Here is a 23,051-nt window from a genome sequence, read left to right on the forward strand (position 1 = left end):
GCCGTTGACCTTCACCTTGGGGGAGGCCACAGCATCGGTGGTGCCGGGCGACGTGCCCGGTACGAGGAGGGGTGGGCATGGGGTTGCTGACCATCGGGTCGTTCGCGAAGGCGTCCCGGCTGTCGCCGAAGGCGCTGCGTCTCTACGACGAGCTGGGTCTGCTGCCCCCCGCCCGCGTCGACCCGGTCACCGGATACCGCCTCTACGCGCCGGAACAGGTGGAACGGGCCCGGCTCGTCGCCTGGCTGCGGCGCCTGGGGATGCCGCTGGTCCGCATCCGGCACGTCTGCTCGCTGGACGCGGCCGCGGCGGCCCGGGAGGTCCGCGCCTTCTGGGCGCGTACCGAGGCCGAGACCGCCGCCCGACGGGACCTGGCCGCCTTCCTCGTCGACCACCTGGCCCGAAAGGACCCTGCCATGTCTCCCACCGCTCCTGCCCTGAGCATCCGTTACGCCGCCGCCTCCGACACCGGGCTGGTCCGCGAGAGCAACCAGGACACCGCGTACGCAGGGGCCCGCCTGCTGGCCGTCGCCGACGGCTACGGCGGTGACGGGGGCCCGGCGAGCGCCGCCGCCGTGGAGGCGCTCAAGCGTCTGGAGACCGACGGCGTCCCGGCGGGCGGTCTCCTCAACGTCCTCGCGGACGCCGTCGAGGAGGCCGAGCGGGCCGTGCACGACGCCGTCGGAGCCGGCTCCGCGCCGACGGAGGCGGGCACGACCCTCACCGCGATGCTCTGGACGGGCTCGCAGCTGGGCCTCGTCCACATCGGCGACTCCCGCGTGTATCTGCTGCGCGAGGGGGAGCTGTTCCAGATCACACACGACCACACCGTGGTGCAGGCGATGGTCGACGAGGGCCGCATCACCCCGGAGGAGGCCGTCTCCCACCCCCAGCGGTCGCTGCTGATACGGGCCCTGGGCGCGGGAGCCGACTCCACCGCCGAGATGCGGTTGCAGGAGGTCCGGTCCGACGACCGCTATCTGCTGTGCTCCGACGGCCTGTCGACGGTGGTGCCGGCCGACGCGATCCGCCGGGTGCTCGCCGGCCCCGGGGAGCCCGAGCGGGCCGTCCGTGAACTGGTCGACCTCGCCAACGGGTCCGGCGGCCCCGACAACGTCAGCTGCGTCGTGGCCGACGTCGTGGCGGGCGGCTGACGCCTCGGGGCAACGGTCCCGGTCCGGGCCGGCCGCCGCTCAGGGCGGTACCGCGCCGACCCGCACCCGGTCGCTGTCGCCCTCGGAGAGGAAGGACGCCAGGGCCCGCCCCTCCTCCTCGACCTCGGTGCGCTCCGCCCGGCCGAGCGGGCGCAACGGGGTGACGGTCACCGTGTCGTCCTGGACGGTCCAGGTCGCGCAGACCCGGCCGTCGACGAGGACGACACGGGCGCCGGTGACCGACAGACCGCGGTGCGCGTCGTCGATGATCCGGCCGCGGTCGTGGTAGCCGAGGACCGCGTTGTCGAACGCCGGCAGGAACCGCACCGGGGCCGGGGTGTCCGGGTCGGGGCGCGGTGCGTCGGGGAGGTCCAGCAGTTCGCGGCCCCGCTCGTCGCGGAAGGCGACCAGTTCCCCGCGTACCGCGGCGACCGCGGCGGGCAGTCCGGTCAGCCCGCACCAGGCGCGCAGGTCCGCCGAGGCGGCCGGCCCGAACGCGGCGAGGTAGCGCCGTACCAGTGCCTCGCCGACCGGATCGGTGCCGGGCGGGGCCGGCGGGTCAACCTCGCGGCCCAGCCAGGCCGCGACCGGGGCGTTGCGCACCCCGGCCCTGGTGCGCCACAGCCCGCGCGGTGGCAGTTGCACCATCGGGATCAGTGCGGCGACCAGCATCTCCCCGAGCGGCCGGGGTCCGACGTCCGGCCAGCGTCCGGCCACCGCCCGCGCGAAATCGCCCATGGAGCGGGGTTCGCCGTCGGCGAGGACCGCGCGGCCCGCCGCCGCGAGCTCGTCGAGGTCCACTCCTTCGAGCTCGCGGCGGTAGGTGCCCAGCACGCGACCGCGCAGCATGGCGTCGTGCCGGGAACGCCAGGCCAGTGCGTCCTCGGCGGTGACGAGGTGGACGGTCCGGCGCATCAGGTGGGTCCGCACCACCCGACGCCCGGTCAGCAGGTCGGAGAGCGCGGACGGTGCGAAGCCGCGCAGCCGCGACCAGAGCCCGACGAAGGGTTCCTGCGGCTCCTGCGCCTGCATGCCGCCGAGGTGCGCGACGACGTCCAGGACCGGGCGGTCCGCGCGCTCGAGCAGCGACTGCCGGGCGAGTGCCGCCCGGTTCAGCGACCGGGCGTCGAGTACGCTCACGCGTTGTACTCGCTCACCACGTCCAGGACCCAGGTGACGCCGAACCGGTCCCGCAGCATGCCGTAGAGGGGCGCCCACTGGGCCGCTCCCAGGGGCCGCAGGACGGTCGAGCCCTCGGACAGCTTCTCCCAGTAGGCGGCGATCTCCTCGGCCGTCCCACCGCGGACCGAGACGAAGAACGCGTTCTCGCCCTGGTTCCACGGCAGGTCGGCCGGCACGTCGTAGGCCATCACGCTCAGACCGTCGGCGGTGGACACCTGGCCGAACATCACCTGGTCGGCCGCGGCGGGATCCTGGACGTCGCCGGCGTCCTTGTACGTCACGACGGTCACGTCCCCGCCGAACGCGGCCTGGTAGAAGGTGAGGGCCTCGCGGGCGTCACCACGGAAGTTCAGGTGGGTCACGGCTTTGGCGGTCATGACGGGCTCCTTGCCTCGTACGAACACGGTGCGGCGACCCACGGGAGTGGGCCGGCGGCGGGGCCCGTCCGGCCCCGCTGTGCTCACTCTGCTTCAGGTAGCGGTCAGGTTGTGGCCGCTACCTGCGGGAGCATGGTGGTCATGCAGAAGACCTCGGCCCGGCTGCTGTCCCTGCTCTCGCTGCTCCAGGCACGCCGGGACTGGCCCGGAGCGCTGCTGTCGCAGCGGCTGGACGTCAGCCCGCGCACCCTGCGCCGCGACATCGACCGGCTGCGCGAGCTGGGCTACCCCGTTCTGGCGGTCAAGGGTCCGGACGGCGGATACCGGCTCGACGCCGGCACCCAGCTGCCTCCCCTGCTGTTCGACGACGAACAGGCGGTCGCGCTCGCCGTGGCCCTGCGGACCGCCACCGGCACGGGCGCCGGCATCGAGGACGGTGCGGCACGCGCGCTGACCACCCTGCGCCAGGTCATGCCCGCCCGGCTGCGGCACCGGATCGACGCCCTCCACGTCACCCCTGTCGAAGGGCCCGCGTCCCGGCCGCGGCCGCAGGCGGACACCGGCGTCCTCATGGCGCTCAGCGCCGCCGTCCACGCCCGGGAGGTGCTGCGCTTCGACCACGCCGTGCCCGGCCCGGCGGACACCGGCGACGGCGCGGTGCCGCCCCCGCGCCGGGTGGAGCCGCACCACCTCGTCACCCGTGGCGGACGCTGGTACCTGGTGGCCTGGGACCTGGACCGGGAGGACTGGCGCGTCTTCCGCGCCGACCGGATCACCCCGCGCACGCCCACCGGGCCCCGCTTCACTCCCAGGGAACTGCCCGGCGACGACGTGGCCGCGTTCGTGACCGGCAGGTTCCGCGGCTCGGACCACTCTCCCGACTGGCCCTGCCGCGGACAGGTCGTGCTCGGTCTGCCCGCCTCCGCGGTGTTCCCGTACGCCGCGGAGGGGACCGTCGAGGAGCTGGGCCCGGACCGCTGCCGGCTCACCCTCGGCTCCTGGTCGTGGCCCGCGCTCGCCGCCGCCCTCTGCGTCTTCGACGCCGACATCGAGGTCGTCGGCCCGCCGGCGCTCAAGGAGGCGTTCGCCCGGCTGGCCGACCGCTGCGCGAGGGCCGCCGCCGGCCCCACGTCCCCTTGAGGAGGCCGGACGGCCGGCGTCACACCCGCTGGGCCCGGTCCGCGCTCGCGGGCTCCGCCGCCATGGCGCCCATCACGACACGCGAGCGGCTGTGCAGCCGCAGTGAGACGGTGACGAAGGCGATCGCGACCAGGGTCATCGCCGCGCCCGCCCAGGCGGTGGCGGCGTACCCGAGGTCCGCGTCGATCACCGTGCCGCCGAGCCAGGGGCCGCCGGTGTTGCCGAGGTTGAAGGCGGCGGTCGTCGTCGCGCCCGCGAGGGTCGGCGCGGCGCCCGCGACGTTGAACATGCGCGCGTTGAGCGCGGGTGCCGTGTAGAACGCGGAGATTCCGAGCAGCAGCGACAGGGCGATCACGACGGCGGGGCTGGAGGCGAACAGCGCCAGCGCGGCCAGCAGCACCGTCGAGGCGGTGATGCCGGACAGGAGCACGCCGAACAGGTGCGCGTCGGCCACCCGGCCGCCGATCGTCGTGCCGATCAGCGCGCCGACCCCGAACAGCGCGAGCACGGTCGGCACCCAGCCCTCGGCCAGTCCGGCCACGTCGGTGAGCAGCGGCGAGAGGTAGGAGAAGGCGCAGAACACGCCGCCGGCGGCCAGTGCGGTCACGACGATGGACAGCCAGACCTGGCGGTCCCGGTAGATCGCCAGCTCGCCCCGCAGCCGTGGCCGCCGCTCGGGCAGCGGAATGCGCGGGATGAGGGTCACCACGCCCACGAGCGCGACGGCGGAGGCGGCGCCCACGGCCCAGAACGCGGACCGCCAGCCCAGGTGCTCGCCGAGGAAGGCGCCCACCGGGACGCCGAGGACGTTGGCGATGGACAGTCCGCCGATCATCACGGCCATCGCCCGGGCCCGCGCGGTGATCGGCACCATCGCGATGGCCACGGCCGCGCCCACGGCCCAGAACCCGGCACAGGCGAGCGCGCTCACGACCCGCGAGACGAACAGGATCTCGTAGCTCGTGGCCAGCGCTCCCGCGACCTGGCCGATGCCGAACACCGAGATCAGCGCGACCAGGGTGGTCTTGCGCGGCAGCCGCAGGGTCGCGACCGCGAGCAGCGGCGCGCCGACCACCACGCCGATCGCGAACGCGGATATCAGCAGCCCGGCTTGCGGGATCGACACGTCCATGTCGTCGGCGATGGGCGGCAGCAGACCGGAAAGCATGAACTCGCTGGTGCCGAGCGCGAAGACGGACAGGCCGAGGATGTAGACGGCGAGCGGCATTCGGCCGGCCGCGGGCCGTGGGGAAGTGTCGGGCATGACAGGTGTCAACGGTGCCCTGCTTCCCGCCATTCCCGTACCGGTCGCCGTCTCACGATGCGGTTCGACGCGGTTGCGCGGGGCGCTACGGTGCCGCGCGTTCCAGCCGGACGACGATGCCCTTCGAGGTGGGCTGGTTGCTGATGTCGGCCACGCTGTCCAGCGGCACCAGGACCTGGGTCTCGGGGTAGTACGCGGCGGCGGATCCGCGCGCGGTGGGGTACGGGACCACCTCGAAGCCCTCGGCGCGGCGCTCGGCGTCGTCGTGCCAGACGCTCACCAGGTCGACGTGGTCTCCCCCGGTCAGCGCCAGGGCGCTCAGGTCCGCCGGGTTGACCAGGACCACCCGGCGGCTGCCGTGGATGCCCCGGTAACGGTCGTTCTGCGTATAGGGGATGGTGTTCCACTGGTCGTGGGAGCGCAGGGTCTGCAGCAGCAGGTGTCCTTCGGGAACCTGCGGCACATGAACCGTGTTGCTGGTGAACATCGCCTTGCCGGTGGCGGTGCGGTAGACGCCCTCGTTGACGGGGTTGGGCAGGCGGATGCCGCCGGGGCGTGCCACGCGCCGGTTGAAGTCGTGCAGGCCCGGCACGATCCGGGAGATCCGGTCGCGGATCGCGCTGTAGTCGGCCTCGAACTCCTCCCACGGCACGTTCCCCGGACCGTCTCCCAGGGTGCGGCGGGCGAGCCGGCACAGGATGGCGACCTCGCTGAGCAGCAGGGAGGACGCGGGCTTGAGCCGTCCCCGGGAGGTGTGCACCTCGCTCATCGAGTTCTCCACCGTGACGAACTGCTCCCCGCCCGCCTGCTGGTCGCGTTCGGTCCGGCCGAGGGTGGGCAGGATGAGCGCGGTCTGCCCGCAGACGGTGTGGGACCCGTTGAGCTTGGTGGAGACGTGGGCGGTCAGCCGGCAGCTTCGCATGGCCTCCTCGGTGACCGCGCTGTCGGGGGCGGCCCGTACGAAGTTGCCCGCGACTCCCAGGAAGAACTTGATCCGGCCCTCCCGCATCGCCTTGATCGAGTTCACCGAGTCGAGGCCGTGGGCGCGCGGCGGATCGAATCCGAACTCCCGTTGCAGCGCGTCCAGGAAGGAGTCCGGCATCTGCTCCCAGATGCCCATCGTGCGGTCGCCCTGGACGTTGCTGTGGCCGCGCACCGGGCAGGCTCCGGCGCCCGCCCTGCCGAGGTTGCCGCGCAGCAGCAGGAAGTTGACGATCTCCCGGATGGTGGGGACGCCGTGCTTGTGCTGGGTGATGCCCATCGCCCAGCAGACGATGACCCGTTCGCTGCGCAGCACGTCGTCGCGTACCTGCTCGATCTCCTCACGGGTCAGGCCGGTGGCGGTGAGTACGTCGTCCCAGGAGACGTCCCGGGCGTGCTCGGCGAACTCCTCGAAGCCGCTGGTGCACCCGTGGATGAAGTCGTGGTCCAGCACCTTTCCGGGCCGGGCGTCCTCGGATTCCAGCAGCAGCCGGTTCAGTGCCTGGAACAGGGCCATGTCGCCGCCGGGGCGGATGTGCAGGAACCGGTCGGCGATCCGGACGCCCTGACCGATCAGCCCGCGTGCCTTCTGCGGGTTCTTGAACCTCAGCAGCCCCGCCTCGGGGAGCGGATTGACCGCGACGATGCGGGCGCCGTTCGACTTGGCCTGTTCCAGCGCGGACAGCTGCCGCGGGTGGTTGGTTCCGGGGTTCTGTCCCACCAGGAAGATCAGGTCGGCGTGGTGGAGGTCGTCGAGACTGACCGTGCCCTTGCCGGTGCCGAGGGTCTCGTGCAGCGCGAAGCCGCTGGACTCGTGGCACATGTTGCTGCAGTCGGGCAGGTTGTTGGTGCCGTAGGCGCGGGCGAAGAGCTGCAGGACGAAGGCGGCTTCGTTGCTGACCCGGCCCGAGGTGTAGAAGACCGCCTCGTCGGGCGTGTCCAGCGCCTTCAGTTCCTCGGCGAGCAGGTTCAGGGCGTCGCGCCAGCTGATCGGCTCGTAGTGGTCGGAGCCCGGCCGCTTGACCATCGGCTCGGTGAGGCGCCCCTGCTGGTTCAGCCACATGTCGGAGCGCCGGCCCAGGTCGGAGACCGAGTGCTCGCGGAAGAAGTCGGCGGTGATCCGCCGCGTCGTCGCCTCGTCGTTGATGTGCTTGGCGCCGTTCTCGCAGTACTCGTTGCGGTGCCGGCGGCCGGGTGCGGGGTCCGCCCACGCACATCCCGGGCAGTCGATCCCGTCCACCTGGTTCATGGTGAGCAGGTCCACCGCACCCTGGCGCGGGGAGGTCTGCTCCAGGGAGTACTCCAGCGCGTGCACCACCGCGGGAACACCCGCGGCCCAGGTCTTGGGCGGGGTGACGGTCAGGTCGTCCCGGGGTTCGTCCCTGGGCGGCTTCTTCATCGGGGGATCGCCTCTCGTTCGCTGTGTTCCCGCACAAGCTCAGCCGACGGGCCAGACGGCCACCCGGCTCCTCGGCGGTTCCGGCTCGCCCGGCCGTACCTGCCCGCCCCGGATGGTTCCCCGCCAGGCTCCGCTCGCCTCGCCGTGTCCTTCGATGAACGCCTTGAAGTTCGCGAGCTCCCGCCGTACGGCACGGCCGGTCGCCCCGGGGATCGCGGCGAGTACGCCGACCGGTCCGCGTGGCTCGACGGACATCCGCACGGTCACCGCCGTGCGGCCCTCCTCGGTGGGCCGGAACGTCACCTCGCCCCGGTGGCCGTGCCGCTGTCCGAGGCTCCGCCACGTCAGATGCGAGTCGGGCACCTGTTCTACGATCTCGGTCACGAACTCCCGGCACACCGGACCGACTCCGACGACCCACAGCGTCACCGCCGGCCTGAGCTGCTCGACCCGCTTCACGGCGGTCATGAACCGCGGGAAGCTCTCGAACTGGGTCCACTGGTCGTACGCGGTGCGCACCGGTACGGCGATCCGGATCGTTTCCTCGACGCTGTTCATGTGCCACTCGCCTTCGCGGGTTCCGCGACGTCGGCCTCGCCGCCCAGCAGCAGGTCGGCGACGCGGTTGTCGAGTTCGGCCTGGATCGTGCGCCTGAGCGGACGGGCACCGCCCGCCTGGGGCGAGGACGGGGGCGACGTACCGAAGAACCGGTTGAACAGTTCACTGAACGGATCGGACGAGCCGAAACCGAGCGACGACATCGACATGACAGCTCCTGGGGCGGTGGCGAGTCGGTTCCACCGAACCCCCGGGGCGGCGGCCGCGCAAGCGGAGCAGCCGCCGCGCGGGCGCGGACGGAGGCCCGTTGTCAGTGGTGGGCGGCATGATTCCGTCCATGACTACTCCTGCTGCAGTGATCGTCGACGCCATCGCCTACGCCCAGGCGGTCGAGGACGCCGCGCGCGCGGCCGCCGCCTACTACGCGGGCGGCTCCTCGCCGCTGGACGACGACGCCTACGACCGGCTGGCGAGAGGGATCGCCGCGTGGGAGGCCGAGCACCCCGACGAGGTGCTGCCCGACTCGCCGACGGGGAAGGTGGCCGGCGGCGCGGCCGAGGGCGACGTGCCGCACACGGTGCCGATGCTCAGCCTCGACAACGTGTTCTCACCGGACGAGTTCACCGCCTGGACGGCGTCCCTGGCCCGACGGATCGACCGCGAGGTCACGCGGTTCAGCGTGGGCCCGAAGCTGGACGGTCTCGCGGTCGCCGCCCGCTACCGCGAGGGGCGCCTCACCCGGCTGATCACCCGGGGTGACGGCACGGCCGGTGAGGACGTCTCGCATGCCATCGGCACCGTGGAGGGGCTGCCCGAGACGCTGGCCGAGCCGGTCACCGTCGAGGTGCGCGGCGAGATCCTCATGACGACGGCGCAGTTCGAGCACGCCAACGAGGTGCGCATACAGCACGGTGGGCAGCCCTTCGCCAACCCGCGCAACGCGGCCGCGGGCACTCTGCGGGCGAAGGAGCGCGCCTACACGGTGCCGATGACGTTCTTCGGGTACGGCCTGCCGGCCCTGCCCGACACCGACGCCGCGCTCGCCGGGCGGCTCGAGGAGTCGGCGTACAGCGACCTGATGTCCATGGCGGCCGGACTGGGCGTGCACACCAGCGCCGGCACCGCGGTGCCGGACGTGGTCGTCGAGACGCCGGAGCAGGTCGTGGCCCGGGTCCAGGAGATCGCCGCGCTCCGTGCCGAGCTGCCCTTCGGCATCGACGGGATCGTCGTCAAGGCCGACCTCGCCGCCGATCAGCGGGCCGCCGGGTCCGGCTCCCGGGCGCCGCGGTGGGCGATCGCGTACAAGCTTCCGGCCGTCGAGAAGATCACCCGGCTGCTCGCGGTGGAGTGGAACGTCGGCCGTACCGGCATCATCGCCCCGCGCGGCGTCCTGGAGCCGGTGGTCATCGAGGGCTCCACGATCACCTACGCCACCCTGCACAATCCGGCCGACATCACGCGCCGTGGTCTGCGTCTGGGCGACCACGTCATGGTGCACCGCGCGGGTGACGTCATCCCGCGCATCGAGGCCCCGGTCGCGCATCTGCGGACAGGTGAGGAACAGCCCATCGTGTTCCCCGAGACGTGTCCGCGCTGCGGTTCGGACATCGACACCGGCGAGGAGCGCTGGCGGTGCGCACAGGGCCGCAACTGTCACCTGGTCGCCTCTCTCGCCTACGCCGCCGGCCGCGACCAGCTCGACATCGAGGGCCTGGGCACCACCCGCGTCGTCCAGCTCGTCGAGGCGTCTGTCGTCTCCGACCTGGCCGACCTGTTCACCCTGCGGCGCGAGGAGCTGCTCGCCCTGGAGCGGATGGGTGAGACCAGCACCGACAACCTGCTCGCCGCCCTCGCCGGGGCCAAGGAGCAGCCGCTGTCGCGGGTGCTGTGCGCGCTCGGTGTCCGGGGCACCGGGCGGTCCATGTCCCGGCGCATCGCCCGGTACTTCGCCACCATGGACCACATCCGCGCCGCCGACGCCGCCGCGATGCAGCGGGTCGACGGCATCGGCGCGGAGAAGGCGCCCTCGATCGTCGCGGAGATCGCCGAACTGGCCCCGCTCATCGACAAGCTCGCCGCCGCCGGCGTCAACATGACCGAGCCCGGCGCCACCCCGCCGCCGGCCGCCGACGACGCCGAGGGCGAGGACGAGGGCGAGGCCACCGCGGCCCAGGGCGGTCCGCTGGCGGGCATGAAGGTGGTCGTCACCGGCGCGATGACCGGAAACCTGGAGCGGCTCAGCCGCAACGAGATGAACGAACTCATCGAGCGGGCCGGCGGCCGCTCCTCCTCCAGCGTCTCCAAGAACACGACGCTCGTCGTCGCGGGTGAGGGCGCGGGATCGAAGCGGGCCAAGGCGGAGCAGCTGGGCGTCCGCCTGGCCACCCCGGAGGAGTTCGCCGAGCTGGTCGCCGGGCTGCTCGCCTGAGTCCGGGTCCTCCCGTCACCGCCCCAGGTCGCGCAGGGTGGTGGACCGGCCCGGGGTGAGGGTGACCCGCCGGGTCGTGGCCGCGTACGAGACGGTGGCGGTCCGGCCGCCGACACTGCGGACGGTGACCCGCGTCGGCCGGCCGTCCTTCCAGGCGAGGTCGACGACGAAGCCGCCACGGGCACCGACCCCGGTGACGGAGCCGGACGCGGCCCACGCGTCCGGCAGGGCCGGCAGCACCTCGATGTGACCGGGCCGCGAGTACACGAGCATCTCGATCACGGCGGCGGGGGTGCCGAAGTTGCCGTCGATCTGGAAGATCCCCCGGCCCTTCTCCGTCTCGTAGATGTCGAAGAGGTTGGGGGCCGTGCCGTTGCTCCCGTTCGTGGACGGACGCAGGTTGTTCACGAACAGCCGGTAGGCGTTGTCGGCGTTCTTCAGCCTGGCCCAGCACAGGCTGCGCCAGGCGTTGGCCCAGCCGAAGCTCTCCATGCCGCGGGCGGTCAGCAGGGCGGTGGCACCGTCCACGATCTCCTCGGGTGTGGAGCCGTCCGGGCGGATGCGGTCGCCGGGGAAGAGCTGGATGAGCGGGGAGAGGTGGCGGTGGGTGGTCTCGCCCAGGTTGTCGGGCGACATCCACTCCTCGAGCCATCCGGTCTTCGGGCTGACCCGGGGCAGGTACAACCGTTTCTGGAGTGCGGCGACCGTCCTCGCGTAGGCCCTGTCGGCGCCGAGAACGGAGCAGGTGGTGCGGTAGTTCTCGAAGAGGGCCCACACCGTTTCCTGGGCGTAGGTGTTGCCCTTGGCGTCCTGCGGTCCGTGCTCGGGCGACCAGTCGCCGTCCGCGACGAGGACTTCGTGTTCGGTCCCGGTGGCGGGATCGGTGACCGTGGTGGTGACCAGCCGCGCCTCCCAGAACTCGCAGGCACCCTTGAGCAGCGGCCGGATGCGCTCCAAATGGTTCCGGTCCTGGGTGAACTCGTAGTGTTCGTAGAGGGAGTTGCAGAGCCAGGCGTTGCCCGCGGGGTGCCACCACCAGCCGTTGCCGCCGTGGATGTTGGTGGAGAAGGCCACGGCCCAGCCGGCGATCCGCCCGCTCGAGTTGCGGAAGCGGTTGCGCGGGTCGTTGAAGTGGGTGCGGGTGAGTTCGGTCCAGGACGGCAGTTGGGCGAGGCAGTAGTCGGTGAGGGCGTCGAAGCAGTCGGACAGGGCGGCCCGGTCCGCCATCCAGTAGTTCATCTGGAGGTTGATGTCGGTGTGATAGTCGCCCATCCAGTCGGGGTCGTTGCCGTCGAGCCACAGCCCCTGGAGGTTCAGCGGGAGGCTGCCCCGCGATCCGGCGATCATGAGATAGCGGCCGTACTGGAGGTAGGCGGCCTCCAGCTCGGGGTCGGGCACCCCGTCGGTGTGGCGGGCCCTGATCCGCGTCCAGGTGTCCATGCGGCGCTGCCGGTTCGTCGAGGTGCCGAGCGAGAGGTCCATGCGCTCGAACAGGGAACGGTGGTCGGCGACATGGGTGTGCAGGAGCGTGTTCGCGGAGTGTCCGGCGGCGTCGCGGACCTTGGTGCGGGCGAGTTCGCCCGGATCGAGGTCCGGGTCGCGGAAGTCCCGGTCGGCGTCGGGCACGTAGTTGGTCCCGCCGCTGACGACGACGGTGAGGGTACGGCAGTTCCGGAAGGAGACGCGGGCGCCGTCGACGCTCACGGTGCCGCCGCTGCCGTGCGCGGTGACGGCGGCGCCGTAGCGCAGTCCGTTCGGGAAGGCACCGTCGAAGGACACGAGTCCTTGCGGCCGGTCGCCGCCGGTGGTCTCCCCGTGCGTTCCGTCCAAGGTGATGGTGCCGGTGTGGCGGCCGCCGCCGCTCTGGGTGAGGTGGAGGACGACGACGTCGTCGGGTCCGCTCGCGAAGACCTGCCGCCGGTAGGTCACGCCGGAGCGCTTGTACGAGGCGGTCAGCAGGCCCTGGCGCAGGTCGAGGTCGCGGCGGTAGTCGGACACGGCGGACAGGTCGTGATCGGGGATCTCGACGGTGAGATGCGCGAGCAGGGTGAAGGAACCGAAGTTCTCGCGTGCGTAGGGGAACTGTCCGTCCTGGTCGAGGGTGTCGTTGCGGCCGCCGGTCCACATGGTGGCGTCGGTGATGAACAGCCGTTCCCTGCCGGGGTCGTTGCCCACGAGGGCGCCCAGGCGTCCGTTGCCGACGGGCAGGCCCTGTTCGATCATCGATCCGTCGTCGGCCGGGGCCCGCCACCACAGGGAGGTGGCGGCGTCCGGCGGGAGCACCTCGGACGCGGTGGGGCGTGCCGGTGCGGCGGAGGCGGTGAAGGCGGGCAGGCCGCCGAGGGCGGCGAAGGTTCCGGTGGCGGCGGCGAGGGAGAGCAGGCCGCGCCGGCTGGGGTGGTTCCGGTCGGACGGGTCGGGGCGCTGGATGTCCACGGTTCACTCCGATGCGGTGGGGCGGTGCGGGGAATTCCGCCGGTGGCCCGGGTCGGGAGCCGGGCCACCTGCGGGCGGTCAGCGTGTCCGGGGTACGGCGATCGCGTCGATGTCCGGGGCGTAGCCGTCGGCGCTGTCGAAGGTGAGGGAGTTGGTGCCGGCCCTCAGCGTGACCGGCACCCCGACCGTCGCGACGGTTCCCCAGTCGCCGGTCGAGGCGAACCTGTGGGCGACGGGTCCCTGTCCGTTGGCGGACACGCGCACGGAGCGGGTGTCACCGCCTGCGTAGGCGACGTCGACGACGTACCGTCCGGCCCTGGGCACCTTGATGTCGTTCACGGTGAGCCTGCCGCCGAGGTAGAGGTTGCCGACCTTCTTCCCGCCGGAGCAGTTGGCGCAGTCGGCTACGGAGGCGTTGCCGCCGAGGGTGTTGCCCGCCGCCTCGGCCTCGTAGCGGGTCTTGTGCGGGGCTGGGCCGTGCGGGGTGACGGTGAACAGGCGGGATCCGTGGGCGGGCAGGGCCTGGGTGATCCGGTTCCTGTGGGTTCCCAGGTCCTCGTGGTTCCACAGGTCGCGGACCTCCGCGCGGCCGGTGAACCCGAACGCGGCCCAGTCGGCGGTGACCGGCGCGGGCGCGTCGCCGAGGTTGAACAGGGCGACGGTGTAGCCGCCGTCGGGGTTCTTCGCGCCCCAGACCTGCTGGTCGTTGGAGGGGGTCACGGGCCGGGCCGGCGGTGTGGGGCCCTGGTTGAGGGCGATCACCTCCCGGTTGGTGAGGAGGGACAGCCCGTAGGCGTCGAGGCGGGTGAGGTCGTCGCCGGTGTAGAGGGGGGACTTGGCGATGGCCCACAGGGTGGCGTAGCTCTGCCGTTCGGCCTTGGTGAGTCCGTCCATCTCGCCGTTGCCGACGTTGAGGGAGTCGAGGTCGTTCCAGCCCCCGGGGGCCGCGTGCCGGGTCCAGGCCGGGGCGTCGTCCCAGCGGTTGTCGACGGAGTTCTCCCAGGTGACCAGGGTGTCGCAGTAGCACTCGACGTCCGTGTCGATGCGCCAGCCGTTGGAGTACCTCTTCCAGTCGGCGGCGTGGCCGATGTCGAGGGACCAGGAGAGTTCGAGGTGGAGCGGGCGTCCGGCCGAGGCGATGGCCTGCTGCCAGGCGGCCACGTCGGCGACGTTGTCGTAGTTGTCGCCGGTCTTGAAGGAGCCGGGGCCGACGCCGTCGAGTTTGAGGAAGTCGTAGCCCCAGTCCGCGAACAGCCGTGCCTGGGAGTCGATGTACTTCTGGGCGCACGGCCGGGTGAAGTCGATCTTGTACGCGCTGTCCCAGCCGTTGGTGGTGCGCAGGTCGTCGTGGACGATGTCGGCGGTGGTGCAGTTGTCGGCGTTCCAGATCGGGACCTCGCCGCCGCCGTAGGCCTCCTTCTCCAGGCCGACGGGGAGGTAGATCCCCGCCTTGAGTCCCTCGGCGTGGATGTCGTCGGCGACGGCCTTCATCCCGCGCGGGAAGCGCTCCGGGTCGGGGGCCTGTCTGCCGTAGGCGTCGAAGCGCGGCGTCCAGTCCTGGTCGCGCCACCAGCCGGCGTCGATGTTGACGTACTCGTAGCCGAAGGGCTTGAGTTTCGTCGCCATGGCGTCGGCCTGCTCGAGGACGTTCTTCTCGGTGAGGTAGCTGTAGTCGCCGTCCGGGTTGAGTCCCGGGTACTTGGAGGACTGCATGCTCCAACTCGTCCAGCCCATGAAGGGCTTGGCGGCGAGCGGGGCCGTACCGACGACCGCTGGATCGGCGGCTTCGGCGGCGTACGCGGTGGGCGTGAGCGTGGTCAGGCTCGCGGTGAGCGCGAGGACGAGCACGGCCGGGTAGGGGGATGACCGCATGGGTGTTGCCTCCTGGTCGGGTGGCGGGCGTGCGGAGGGCTGGGGGCGGGGGCCTGGCGCCTGGCCTGCGGGAGCGGTGCGGCCGGACTTCGGCCCGCGCCGCAGGCCGATGACACCGTGGTGCGCGAACAGGACACGATCGCGGGAGAGTTGCGATGCGCGACTTCGCCGAGTCAGCGCTGCTCCTCCCTCGCGTCCGATCCGATGAAGGACTGGATCGCCGTGGCGGCGGCCCCGCGCGCCCACTGTTCGAAGGGCAGGGGATGCGTCCGGACGTCGCAGCGGGCCGCGGTGCCGAAGGCGGAGGCGGTGAAGGCGTCCCGGATCTGTTCGGCGAACAGGTCGTAGGCGGCGAGCCCCTCGCCGGAGATGATCACCCGTTCCGGGCCGAGCAGGTTGACGACCGACCCGATGGCTCGCCCGATCGCCTCACCCGCCCGCGCGTAAACCTCGCGCGCGCCGGGGTCACCGGCGTGGGCCAGCGCCAGGGCCTCGGCCGCGTCGGCGACCGGGACCCCGGTGCGGGCCCGTACGTCGCGCACGATCGCGGAGTCGGCGGCGATCGCCTCCACGCAACCGCGGTTGCCGCAGTGGCACTCGGGCCCCGCGGGGTCGAGGGGGAGGTGTCCGATCTCGCCGGCCACGCCGTGCGCGCCGGAGACGACCCGGCCGCCGACGACGATCCCGCAGCCGATGCCCGCGCCGACGGTCACCAGCGCGAAGTCCGAGAGCCCCACGCCCGCGCCGAACCACTGCTCGGCCACGGTCAGCGCCCGGACGTCGTTGTCGACGGTGACGGGCAGCCCGGTGGATGTGGCGAGAAGTTCGCCGAGCGGAACGTCCCGCCACTCCAGGAAGGGCGAGTAGCGCACCGTGCCGTCGGCTCGGGCCACGTCTCCCGAGAGCGCGACTCCGACGCCCCGGACCGCCACCCCGAAGCCCTCGGCCTCGGCGAGCAGTTCGGCCACCAGCTCGTTCACGGTGACCAGTACGCCCTCGGGCGACCGGTCGCCGAGCGCCACGTGACGTGCGACGCGGACGCGACAGCACAGGTCGGCCAGTACGGCGATGACCGCGTCGCCGGTCACCTTGACGCCGACGAACAGGGCGCGGCCTCCGTCGACCCGCAGTGGGGTGGCGGGCCGGCCCAGCGCGGACCTGGACTCCTCGCCCGCCTCCTCCACGAGGTAGCCGGCCTCGATCAGGGGCCGCACCGCCTTCGTCACCGCGGCGGGCGACAGAACGGCTCGGCGTGCGATCTCCGCACGGGTCACGGGACCGTGGGAGAGCACGATGGTGAAGATCTGCACAACGGTCGGCGTGCTGACCGGGAACGCCTCGAACCGGGTCGATCGCATGGCCGGGAACCTATGGGCAGTTCTTTTCCGCTGTCAATGAAAATAAGCATGATCCTTGAGATCCTCTCCCGTCGGCCATGGATGCCTATGAATATCTGCCCAGGTGGCGCCGCAGGCTGAGTTCGAGATGATCACGCATGGCTTCTGACGCCCGCTCAGGGCTGCGCCGGAGCACCGCGCGCAGGATGCGGTCGTGCTCCGTGACCGTGGCGGGGCTGCCGCCACGGACGGCGCCGAGCCGGAACAGGTGCAGGTGGGTGTGCAGTCGCTCCACAGCCGCCGCGAGCAGGGGGCGTCCCGTCGCGTCGGCGAGGGTGTCGTGGAACCGCTGGTCCAGTACGGCGAACCGGCCGTAGACGGCGTAGCTGCGCCCTTTGTCCGGCAGGCCGCGCATGTCCTCGACCAGCGCCTCGATCCGGTCGAGGTCAGTCTCCGTGACGTGCTCGGCGGCCAGCGCGGCGGCCCGCGGCTCCAGCAGCAGCCGCATCTCGAACAGTTCTTCCACCCCCTGCCTGGTCAGCAGCTCGGTGGTCCGGTAGCCCGACAGTGACCGCTTGACGACCAGGCCGTCCGCCTCGAGCCTGGCCAGCGCTTCGCGCACCGGAGTGGCCGACACGCCCAGTGAGCGCGAGAGCGCCTCGATCCCGACCCGCGCGCCGGGCTGGATCACGTGGTCCATCACCATCGCCTTGACCGCCTCGTACGCAGTGTCGGCCAGGGCTTCCCTCAGCGGCACGGCCTCGCCCCCTCCTCGCAGTGAAACCCACGTACTGAAACCCGTGATCCCGCAAAATCCTATGCGATCTGAGCGAGGACGACACGGCAGAACAGTGCGAAGGCATTCACTGCACGGGTATTGACGAGCCCAGCGAGCCTGCTCCAGCATCACGGTCAACGAAATCCTATTTGATTCCAGTGGGGCGACAACCATGACTCTTCGAAGCTCCGTGCTGTCTGCCGCCGTCACCCTCGTGCTCCTGTCCACCGCCTCGGCGGCCTGCACCATCAAGAACTCCGGGGAAACGGGCCCGGCGGACGCCGCCTCGGCGAAGGCGGGCGGCGGCTCGGCCGAACTGGCCGACGGTTCCGGGACCAGGGTCGCCCTGGTGCCCGGCGGGGCCCACCCGTACTTCCAGCCCTGGAAGAAGGCCGGCGCGGACGCCGAGAAGGCCCTCGGACTGGGCGACGTCACGTTCGACGAGACCTCCGAATGGGACCAGCAGAAGCAGAACAACCTGGTCTCGACCCTGGCCGCCCGCGGTTACAACGCCTTCGGCGTCTTCGGGGTGTCGCCCACCGACATCAACACCACCTTCGCCGACCTCAAGTCGCAGGGCTTCGCCGTGGCCTCGCTCGCGTCCTGCCCCGCCGGTGACCGCAACGAGGCCGACTTCTGCCTGTCGACGGACGTCGAGCTGGCCGCGTACAAGGCCGCGCGGGCCGCCGTCGACGCGATGGGCGGCAAGGGCGCGCTGGTCCACCTCACCGGCAACAACGTCGACGCCAACACCAGGTTGAGGATGCGGGGCGTGGAGAAGGCGGTGCGGGAGACCGGCGGCAAGGTCACCGTGCTCCAGACGATCACCGACATCGACAAGGACCTCCAGACCGCGCAGAAGGCGGTCTCCGACCTGCTCGCCGCCAAGGGCGCACAGATCCAGGGCATCGTCTCGACCGCCTACAACCCGGCGGTCGCCGCGGCCGAGGCGGTGCGCGAGTCCGGTGCGAAGGCGAAGGTCGTGGCCATCGACGACGACGCCAAGATCCTCGGGTCGATCAGGAACGGCTCCGTCAGCGCCACCGTCGTGCAGAACCCCGTCGGCCAGGCGGAGATCGGCGCCTGGGCGCTCGCCCTGCTCCAGAGCGGACAGTGCACGATGACGAAGCCCGGGCGGATCGTCGACTCCGGTTCCTTCGTGGTCACGAGGGCGAACGTCGACGACTACGACAGCGCGCGGCAGGCCAGGACCGCCCGGCTGAAGAAGCAGTTCGCCGACGAGTACCTCTCCTGCGGCTGAATCCCCGGGCCACCGACAGAAAGCCGGCACACGACATGAGCATCATCGCGAACGCCACGGCCCTGCTGGCCGACATCGCGGTCGAGACCGACCGCACCGACGCGGTGCAGTCGTTCGTCAAGCAGGAGACGATCCTCGTCCGACTGGCGACCGCGGACGGCACGGAGGGAACCGGGTACGCGTACACGATCGGGACCGGCGGAACCTCCGTGCTGGCCCTGCTGCGCGACCACCTCCTGCCGCTCCTCGCCGGGAAGGACGCCCGCAACGTCGAGGGGCTCTGGCAGGAGCTGTTCGCACTGACCCGCGCGACGACCACCGGCGTCATCACCTCACTCGCGCTCGCGGCCGTCGACACCGCCCTGTGGGACCTGCGCTGCAAGCGGGCGGGTGAGCCCCTGTGGCGGCTCGCCGGCGGCCACCGGCAGCAGGTCCCCGTGTACGACACCGAGGGCGGCTGGCTCCACCTCTCCCCCGACGACCTGGTCAAGTCGGCCCTCGCGGCGAAGGAGGCGGGCTGGGCCGGCGTCAAGATCAAGGTGGGCAAGCCGCACGCCGCCGAGGACGCGGCGCGCCTGCGCGCCGTGCGCGAGGCCGTCGGACCCGACCTGCACGTCATGACCGACGCCAACCAGTCGCAGTCGCTGTCCGGTGCCCTGCGGCTGGCGACCGCCCTGGAGCCGTACGACCCGTACTGGCTGGAGGAGCCGATGCCCGCGGACGACATCAGCGGTCACGCGAGGCTCGCCCGAGCGACCAGGATCCCCGTCGCGGTCGGTGAGTCGATGTACTCGCCGGCGCAGTTCCGCTCCTACCTGGAGTCGGGTGCGGCCTCGGTCGTGCAGGTCGACGCGGCGCGGGTCGGCGGCATCACCCCGTGGCTCAAGGTCGCCCACCTCGCGGAGGCCTTCAACGTCCTGGTCTGCCCGCACTTCCTGATGGAACTGCACGTCAGTCTGGTCGCCGCGGTCGCCAACGGCGCGTACGTGGAGCACATCCCGCAGCTTCGCGCGGTCACCCGCACCGAACTGGCCGTCCGGGACGGCCTGGCCGTGGCCCCCGACGCGCCGGGCATCGGCATCGACTGGGACATGGACGCCGTCGACGACCGGAGGGTGGCATGAGGGCGGCCGTCACCGAGCCCGGCAGCGGGACCGACCGCCCCGTCGAAGGGGCGCGCCCCGCGCACCGCCTGCCGTTCTGGGTGAACCAGCGGCTCGGCCTGCTGGTACTCGTCGTCGTGCTCGCCGCCGTCTTCGGCGTTCTGCGCCCGGCGTTCTTCGACGAGCGGCTGGTGCTCTTCCCGCTCCTGCGGGACATCGCCACGCTGACCGTGGTGGCGCTCGCGCAGATGGTGGTGCTGTCGGTCGGGCACATGAACCTGGCCGTCGGGCGCATGGCCGCCTTCGGCGCGTTCTTCGCCGGGTTCGGCTACGACCGGCTCGGACTGCCGCTCGCGGTGGGCCTGTTGCTGTGTCTCGCGGCCGGCTGCGCCGTCGGTGCCGTCTCCGGCTGGATCATCGCCCGCACCGGGGTGAGTTCCTTCGTCGTGACGCTGGCGACGGACTTCGCCCTGCTCGGCCTCGTCTCCCTGCTGTACTCGGCGCTCACGGAGAACGCCGCGTTCACCACCCGACCCGCCGGGCTCGCGGAGCTGCGCTCCTACTCGCTCGCCGACATCTGCGTCGGTCCCGTCTGCGGCTCCCCCGCCGTTCCGCAGCTGACCCAGTTCACCGTACTGGCCCTGGCCGGCCTCGGCTTCCTCTACGCCCGGACCCGCACGGGGCGTGAACTGCTGCTCACCGGCGCGAATCCGGCCGCCGCCGAACTGTCCGGCATCCCCACCGGCCGCCGGATCGTCCTGGCGCACGCCCTGTCCGGGCTGCTCGCCGCGCTCGCCGGCTTCATGGCCGCCGTGGGCACGGGCACGTTCCGCGCGTCCATCGGCGACGACTTCATGCTGCCCTCGTTCCTCGGCGCGGTCCTGGGCGGGACCCTGCTCACCGGTGGTGTCGTCTCCGTCTTCGGCGCCCTGCTCGGCACCTCGCTGGTAGGTGTCATCCGCAAGGGCCTGGACCTCCTCGGCGTAGGCCTGGAGAGCCTCAACATCTATCTCGGCTGTGTCCTGCTGCTCGCCCTGTCCGCGGACCGGGTGCGCACCGTGGTGTCCTATCGCAAGGTGGTGCGCTCCACATGACCTCGCTTCACGACCGGCGAGCGGCCGCCCTGCCGGCGCTGCGGCGCTTCGCGCGTTCCACGACGACGACCCTGCTCTGCGTGGTCCTCGCGGGGTGCGCGGTCCTGGGCGTCGCCTCGTCCGGCTCCTTCTTCGAGGGCCCCTCCGTCCGTACGTTCCTCCAGTACCTCGCCACGCCGATCCTCATCGGGCTGGCCCAGATGGTGGCCCTGTGCGTCGGCCAGCTCAACCTCGCCGTCGGCGCCCTGGGCGGCTTCAGCGCCTGTCTGATGGGGGTGCTGATGGCCGACAGCGGCGTCCCGGCCGCTCTCGCCGTACCGGCGGGCGTGCTGGCCGCCACCCTGATCGGCCTGGTGACCGGCGTGTTCATCGTCGCCACACGCATCAACGGCTTCATCGTCACACTCGGCACCATGACGATCCTGCTCGGGGCGCAGTACCGGCTGGCCGGGACACGCACGATCGACGGTTACTCCCCCACCCTGCGCGACCTCGGCCGTGCGGCGCCGCTGAACATCCCGCTGGTCTTCGTCACCGCACTCGTCGCGGCGGCCCTGCTGGCGGTGTTCATGTACCGTGCCGTCGCCGGACGCCGGTTGCTGGCCGCCGGGGGCAACCCGCTCGCGGCCCGCCTGTCGGGGATCTCCCACGACCGGCAGATCGTGCTGGCCCACACCCTTTCGGGTCTGCTCGTCGGCGTCGCCGCGCTGACCGCCACCGCCTCGCTGCCCGGAGTCAACCGCAGTGTCGGGGGCGACTGGCTGCTGCCGAGCTTCGCGGCGCCCATCATCGGCGGAGTCGCCCTGACCGGCGGGTCCGTAGCGGTCATGGGCACGGTGCTGGCGGCGTTCGTGATGCGCCTCATCGACGCGGCGCGCGCCCAGTTCTCGCTCGACCCGAGCTGGGTCAACTTCCTCATCGGTGTCGTCGTCCTCGGTACGGTCGTCGGCGGCCGGGTCCGGCAGACCCGCCTCCAGACCAGGGGCAGGGCACGGGGAGACGGGCCGCCCGCACCGGAGGAGCGGGACGCTCGGCCGGCCGCCGCCCTGCCGGAGACGGGAGGCGCCCGATGAGTGAGGTCCTGCTCGCATGCGAGGACATCGTCAAGGTCTTTCCCGGTGTGCGCGCCCTGGACGGCGTGGGCCTGAGGCTGACCGCCGGTTCCGTGCACGCGCTGCTCGGCGAGAACGGCGCGGGCAAGTCCACGCTGATCAAGGTGATCACCGGCGTGCACCCGTCCGACGGCGGCAGGCTCGTGCGGGGCGGCGAGGAGATCCGTCCGCGTTCCCCGCTGGAGGCGGCCCGGGCCGGGATCGGCGTCGTCCACCAGGAGCGCAACCTGATCCCCGGCTTCTCCGTAGCGGAGAACATCACCCTGCAGAGCCCACCCGCGCGCCGCGGCCTGCTCGACCGGGAGGCGATGACCGCCCCGGCACGGCGCTGTCTCGCGGAACTCGGCCTGGATCTCGACCCCCACCTGCCGGTACGCGAACTGTCGGTGGCCCAGCAGCAGTTGGTGGAGATCGCCAAGGCGCTGCACACCGAGAGCCGGGTGCTTCTGCTGGACGAGCCGACTGCCTCCCTCTCCCCGCGGGAGGCCGAGCACCTCTTCGACGTCGTCCGGCGCCTCACCCGGCGCGGCACCTGCGTCGTCTTCGTCAGCCACAAGCTGGAGGAGGTCTTCGCCCTCTGCGACACCGTCACCGTGCTGCGCGACGGCCGTTCGGTGCTCGAGTCCGCGCCGCTCGCCGAGCACACCCAGGACGACGTGGTGACCCTCATGGTGGGCCGCGCCCACGCGGTGACCGGTATGACCCCGCGCACCGTGGACACGTCCGCGGCGCCGGCGCTCTCCCTCACCGGCCTCTCCACGGCCGCAGGCCATCGGAACGTCTCCCTCGACGTCCGCCCCGGGGAGATCGTCGGACTCTACGGGCTGGTCGGCGCCGGCCGCAGCGAACTGGTCAAGGCCGTCCTCGGCCTGGACCGGGTCACCGGCGGCGAGATCCGGGTGTACGGCAGGACGGCGAGGATCGGGTCGCCGCGCGAGGCGCTCCACGAGTACGGCATCGGCTACCTCACCGAGAACCGCAAGGAGGAGGGCGTCTTCCTGGAGCAGCCCGTCGTCCGCAACATCACCGTCACCGTGTGGCGCAGGCTCGCCAGGGCCTTCGGACATGTCTCGTCACGTCAGGAGAGGGAGGTGGCGCAGGACCTCGTCGACCGGCTCGGCATCCGGATCTCCGGACTGGACCAGAACGTGGGTCAGTTGTCCGGCGGCAACCAGCAGAAGGTGAGCCTGGCGAAGTGGCTCGCCGCGGACACCCGGCTGCTCGTCGTCGACGAACCGACCGTCGGTGTGGACGTGCGCACCAAGCACACCTTCCACGAACTGATCTGGGAACTGGCCCGCGGCGGGCTGCCCATCCTGCTCATCAGCAGCGATCTGCCCGAGATGATCACCCTGGCCGACCGCGTGGTCGTCATGGCCGACCACCGGGTGCGGGGCGAGTTGGCCAACGACCACGACTACGACCGGATGAGCGGCAGGATCATCCGTGTCATCCACGAGCGTGCCGCCCCGGCCGTGCCCGCGGGGGACGGTACCGGGTGAGGCTCCTGCCACGAACCGTCCCGACCCCCGAACCGCCCCGTGGCGCCGAGCGCCACGCCCGCAAGGAGAAGCA

17 protein-coding genes and 1 pseudogene are annotated in these 23,051 nt (G+C 71.9%); 8 read left to right on the forward strand and 10 right to left on the reverse strand.

What is annotated here, in order from left to right; translation table 11 throughout:
* The first annotated feature begins 77 nt into the window (after positions 1–77).
* Entirely contained in the window at positions 78–1,154 is a 1,077-nt protein-coding gene (locus ACGH7X_RS02195) for a MerR family transcriptional regulator (protein WP_399880998.1), read from the forward strand.
* A 39-nt stretch (positions 1,155–1,193) separates the two neighbouring features.
* Here ACGH7X_RS02195 and ACGH7X_RS02200 read toward each other — a convergent pair whose 3' ends face one another.
* Both ACGH7X_RS02200 and ACGH7X_RS02205 read right to left on the reverse strand, forming a co-directional pair.
* The gene (locus ACGH7X_RS02200; protein WP_399881000.1) at positions 1,194–2,294 is read right to left on the reverse strand and encodes a winged helix DNA-binding domain-containing protein; all 1,101 of its coding nucleotides are present in this window, start codon (positions 2,292–2,294) and stop codon (positions 1,194–1,196) included.
* Positions 2,291–2,713 carry a VOC family protein gene (locus ACGH7X_RS02205; RefSeq protein WP_399881002.1) on the reverse strand — a complete coding sequence of 141 codons (423 nt, stop codon included), beginning with the start codon at positions 2,711–2,713 and terminating at the stop codon, positions 2,291–2,293. Before ACGH7X_RS02205 ends, ACGH7X_RS02200 begins: the two co-directional genes overlap by 4 nt.
* A 141-nt stretch (positions 2,714–2,854) precedes the next feature.
* On the opposite strand from ACGH7X_RS02205, the gene ACGH7X_RS02210 reads away from it, so the two are divergent.
* Entirely contained in the window at positions 2,855–3,853 is a 999-nt protein-coding gene (locus tag ACGH7X_RS02210; protein WP_399881003.1) for a helix-turn-helix transcriptional regulator, read from the forward strand.
* A 19-nt stretch (positions 3,854–3,872) separates the two neighbouring features.
* Here the strand turns inward: ACGH7X_RS02210 and ACGH7X_RS02215 are convergent, their stop codons facing one another.
* The 4 genes and pseudogenes from ACGH7X_RS02215 to ACGH7X_RS02230 form a co-directional block, all read right to left on the reverse strand.
* Positions 3,873–5,081 carry a Cmx/CmrA family chloramphenicol efflux MFS transporter gene (locus ACGH7X_RS02215; protein ID WP_399896713.1) on the reverse strand — a complete coding sequence of 403 codons (1,209 nt, stop codon included), beginning with the start codon at positions 5,079–5,081 and terminating at the stop codon, positions 3,873–3,875.
* Between the two features lie 121 nt (positions 5,082–5,202).
* Positions 5,203–7,497: an FdhF/YdeP family oxidoreductase gene (locus ACGH7X_RS02220; RefSeq protein ID WP_399881005.1), complete on the reverse strand. Its 2,295-nt coding sequence runs from the start codon at positions 7,495–7,497 to the stop codon at positions 5,203–5,205.
* A 39-nt stretch (positions 7,498–7,536) separates the two neighbouring features.
* Entirely contained in the window at positions 7,537–8,055 is a 519-nt protein-coding gene (locus ACGH7X_RS02225) for an SRPBCC family protein (protein ID WP_399881007.1), read from the reverse strand.
* Positions 8,052–8,165, reverse strand: a pseudogene (locus ACGH7X_RS02230) (hypothetical protein); the annotation flags it as partial. The gene ACGH7X_RS02225 and the pseudogene ACGH7X_RS02230, both read right to left, overlap by 4 nt.
* A 227-nt stretch (positions 8,166–8,392) precedes the next feature.
* On the opposite strand from ACGH7X_RS02230, the gene ligA reads away from it, so the two are divergent.
* Positions 8,393–10,483, forward strand: a complete 2,091-nt coding sequence (gene ligA / locus ACGH7X_RS02235; RefSeq protein WP_399881009.1) for an NAD-dependent DNA ligase LigA — start codon at positions 8,393–8,395, stop codon at positions 10,481–10,483.
* A gap of 15 nt (positions 10,484–10,498) precedes the next feature.
* Here ligA and ACGH7X_RS02240 read toward each other — a convergent pair whose 3' ends face one another.
* From ACGH7X_RS02240 to ACGH7X_RS02255, 4 genes are all read right to left on the reverse strand, one after another.
* A complete protein-coding gene (locus tag ACGH7X_RS02240; RefSeq protein WP_399881011.1) occupies positions 10,499–12,919 on the reverse strand; it encodes a glycosyl hydrolase family 95 catalytic domain-containing protein in 2,421 nt (806 codons plus the stop codon).
* Positions 12,920–12,997: 78 nt separating this feature from the next.
* Positions 12,998–14,791, reverse strand: a complete 1,794-nt coding sequence (locus ACGH7X_RS02245) for an alpha-galactosidase D (RefSeq protein WP_399881013.1) — start codon at positions 14,789–14,791, stop codon at positions 12,998–13,000.
* A 173-nt stretch (positions 14,792–14,964) separates the two neighbouring features.
* Positions 14,965–16,149, reverse strand: a complete 1,185-nt coding sequence (locus tag ACGH7X_RS02250) for an ROK family protein (protein WP_399881015.1) — start codon at positions 16,147–16,149, stop codon at positions 14,965–14,967.
* Between the two features lie 85 nt (positions 16,150–16,234).
* Positions 16,235–16,885: a GntR family transcriptional regulator gene (locus tag ACGH7X_RS02255; protein WP_399881017.1), complete on the reverse strand. Its 651-nt coding sequence runs from the start codon at positions 16,883–16,885 to the stop codon at positions 16,235–16,237.
* A 193-nt stretch (positions 16,886–17,078) separates the two neighbouring features.
* On the opposite strand from ACGH7X_RS02255, the gene ACGH7X_RS02260 reads away from it, so the two are divergent.
* Genes ACGH7X_RS02260 through ACGH7X_RS02280 form a run of 5 tightly spaced genes read left to right on the forward strand, consistent with a single transcriptional unit; the run spans position 17,079 to position 22,978 of the window.
* Positions 17,079–18,167 (forward strand): substrate-binding domain-containing protein, encoded by a 1,089-nt coding sequence (locus ACGH7X_RS02260; protein ID WP_399881019.1) that lies wholly within the window; start codon positions 17,079–17,081, stop codon positions 18,165–18,167.
* Between the two features lie 35 nt (positions 18,168–18,202).
* The gene (locus ACGH7X_RS02265; RefSeq protein ID WP_399881021.1) at positions 18,203–19,291 is read left to right on the forward strand and encodes a mandelate racemase/muconate lactonizing enzyme family protein; all 1,089 of its coding nucleotides are present in this window, start codon (positions 18,203–18,205) and stop codon (positions 19,289–19,291) included.
* Positions 19,288–20,364, forward strand: a complete 1,077-nt coding sequence (locus ACGH7X_RS02270) for an ABC transporter permease (RefSeq protein WP_399881023.1) — start codon at positions 19,288–19,290, stop codon at positions 20,362–20,364. Before ACGH7X_RS02265 ends, ACGH7X_RS02270 begins: the two co-directional genes overlap by 4 nt.
* Complete coding sequence (locus ACGH7X_RS02275; protein ID WP_399881025.1) at positions 20,361–21,437, forward strand: ABC transporter permease; 1,077 nt, start codon at positions 20,361–20,363, stop codon at positions 21,435–21,437. The genes ACGH7X_RS02270 and ACGH7X_RS02275 overlap by 4 nt, the downstream gene beginning before the upstream one ends.
* On the forward strand, positions 21,434–22,978 hold the full coding sequence (locus tag ACGH7X_RS02280; RefSeq protein WP_399881027.1) for a sugar ABC transporter ATP-binding protein: 1,545 nt from the start codon (positions 21,434–21,436) through the stop codon (positions 22,976–22,978). The genes ACGH7X_RS02275 and ACGH7X_RS02280 overlap by 4 nt, the downstream gene beginning before the upstream one ends.
* Positions 22,979–23,051: the final 73 nt, after the last annotated feature.

The sequence above is a fragment of the Streptomyces sp. BBFR51 genome, assembly GCF_044591655.1.
In the GTDB taxonomy this organism is placed as follows: domain Bacteria; phylum Actinomycetota; class Actinomycetes; order Streptomycetales; family Streptomycetaceae; genus Streptomyces.

Excerpts from the sequence above, each read along its gene's own strand:
- ACGH7X_RS02195 (WP_399880998.1), top strand. The coding sequence starts at position 78 with ATGGGGTTGCTGACCATCGGGTCGTTCGCGAAGGCGTCCCGGCTGTCG.
- ACGH7X_RS02205 (WP_399881002.1), bottom strand. The coding sequence starts at position 2,713 with ATGACCGCCAAAGCCGTGACCCACCTGAACTTCCGTGGTGACGCCCGC.
- ACGH7X_RS02210 (WP_399881003.1), top strand. The coding sequence starts at position 2,855 with ATGCAGAAGACCTCGGCCCGGCTGCTGTCCCTGCTCTCGCTGCTCCAG.
- ACGH7X_RS02215 (WP_399896713.1), bottom strand. The coding sequence starts at position 5,081 with ATGCCGCTCGCCGTCTACATCCTCGGCCTGTCCGTCTTCGCGCTCGGC.
- ACGH7X_RS02220 (WP_399881005.1), bottom strand. The coding sequence starts at position 7,497 with ATGAAGAAGCCGCCCAGGGACGAACCCCGGGACGACCTGACCGTCACC.
- ACGH7X_RS02225 (WP_399881007.1), bottom strand. The coding sequence starts at position 8,055 with ATGAACAGCGTCGAGGAAACGATCCGGATCGCCGTACCGGTGCGCACC.
- ligA (WP_399881009.1), top strand. The coding sequence starts at position 8,393 with ATGACTACTCCTGCTGCAGTGATCGTCGACGCCATCGCCTACGCCCAG.
- ACGH7X_RS02245 (WP_399881013.1), bottom strand. The coding sequence starts at position 14,791 with ATGCGGTCATCCCCCTACCCGGCCGTGCTCGTCCTCGCGCTCACCGCG.
- ACGH7X_RS02250 (WP_399881015.1), bottom strand. The coding sequence starts at position 16,149 with ATGCGATCGACCCGGTTCGAGGCGTTCCCGGTCAGCACGCCGACCGTT.
- ACGH7X_RS02260 (WP_399881019.1), top strand. The coding sequence starts at position 17,079 with ATGACTCTTCGAAGCTCCGTGCTGTCTGCCGCCGTCACCCTCGTGCTC.
- ACGH7X_RS02265 (WP_399881021.1), top strand. The coding sequence starts at position 18,203 with ATGAGCATCATCGCGAACGCCACGGCCCTGCTGGCCGACATCGCGGTC.
- ACGH7X_RS02270 (WP_399881023.1), top strand. The coding sequence starts at position 19,288 with ATGAGGGCGGCCGTCACCGAGCCCGGCAGCGGGACCGACCGCCCCGTC.
- ACGH7X_RS02275 (WP_399881025.1), top strand. The coding sequence starts at position 20,361 with ATGACCTCGCTTCACGACCGGCGAGCGGCCGCCCTGCCGGCGCTGCGG.
- ACGH7X_RS02280 (WP_399881027.1), top strand. The coding sequence starts at position 21,434 with ATGAGTGAGGTCCTGCTCGCATGCGAGGACATCGTCAAGGTCTTTCCC.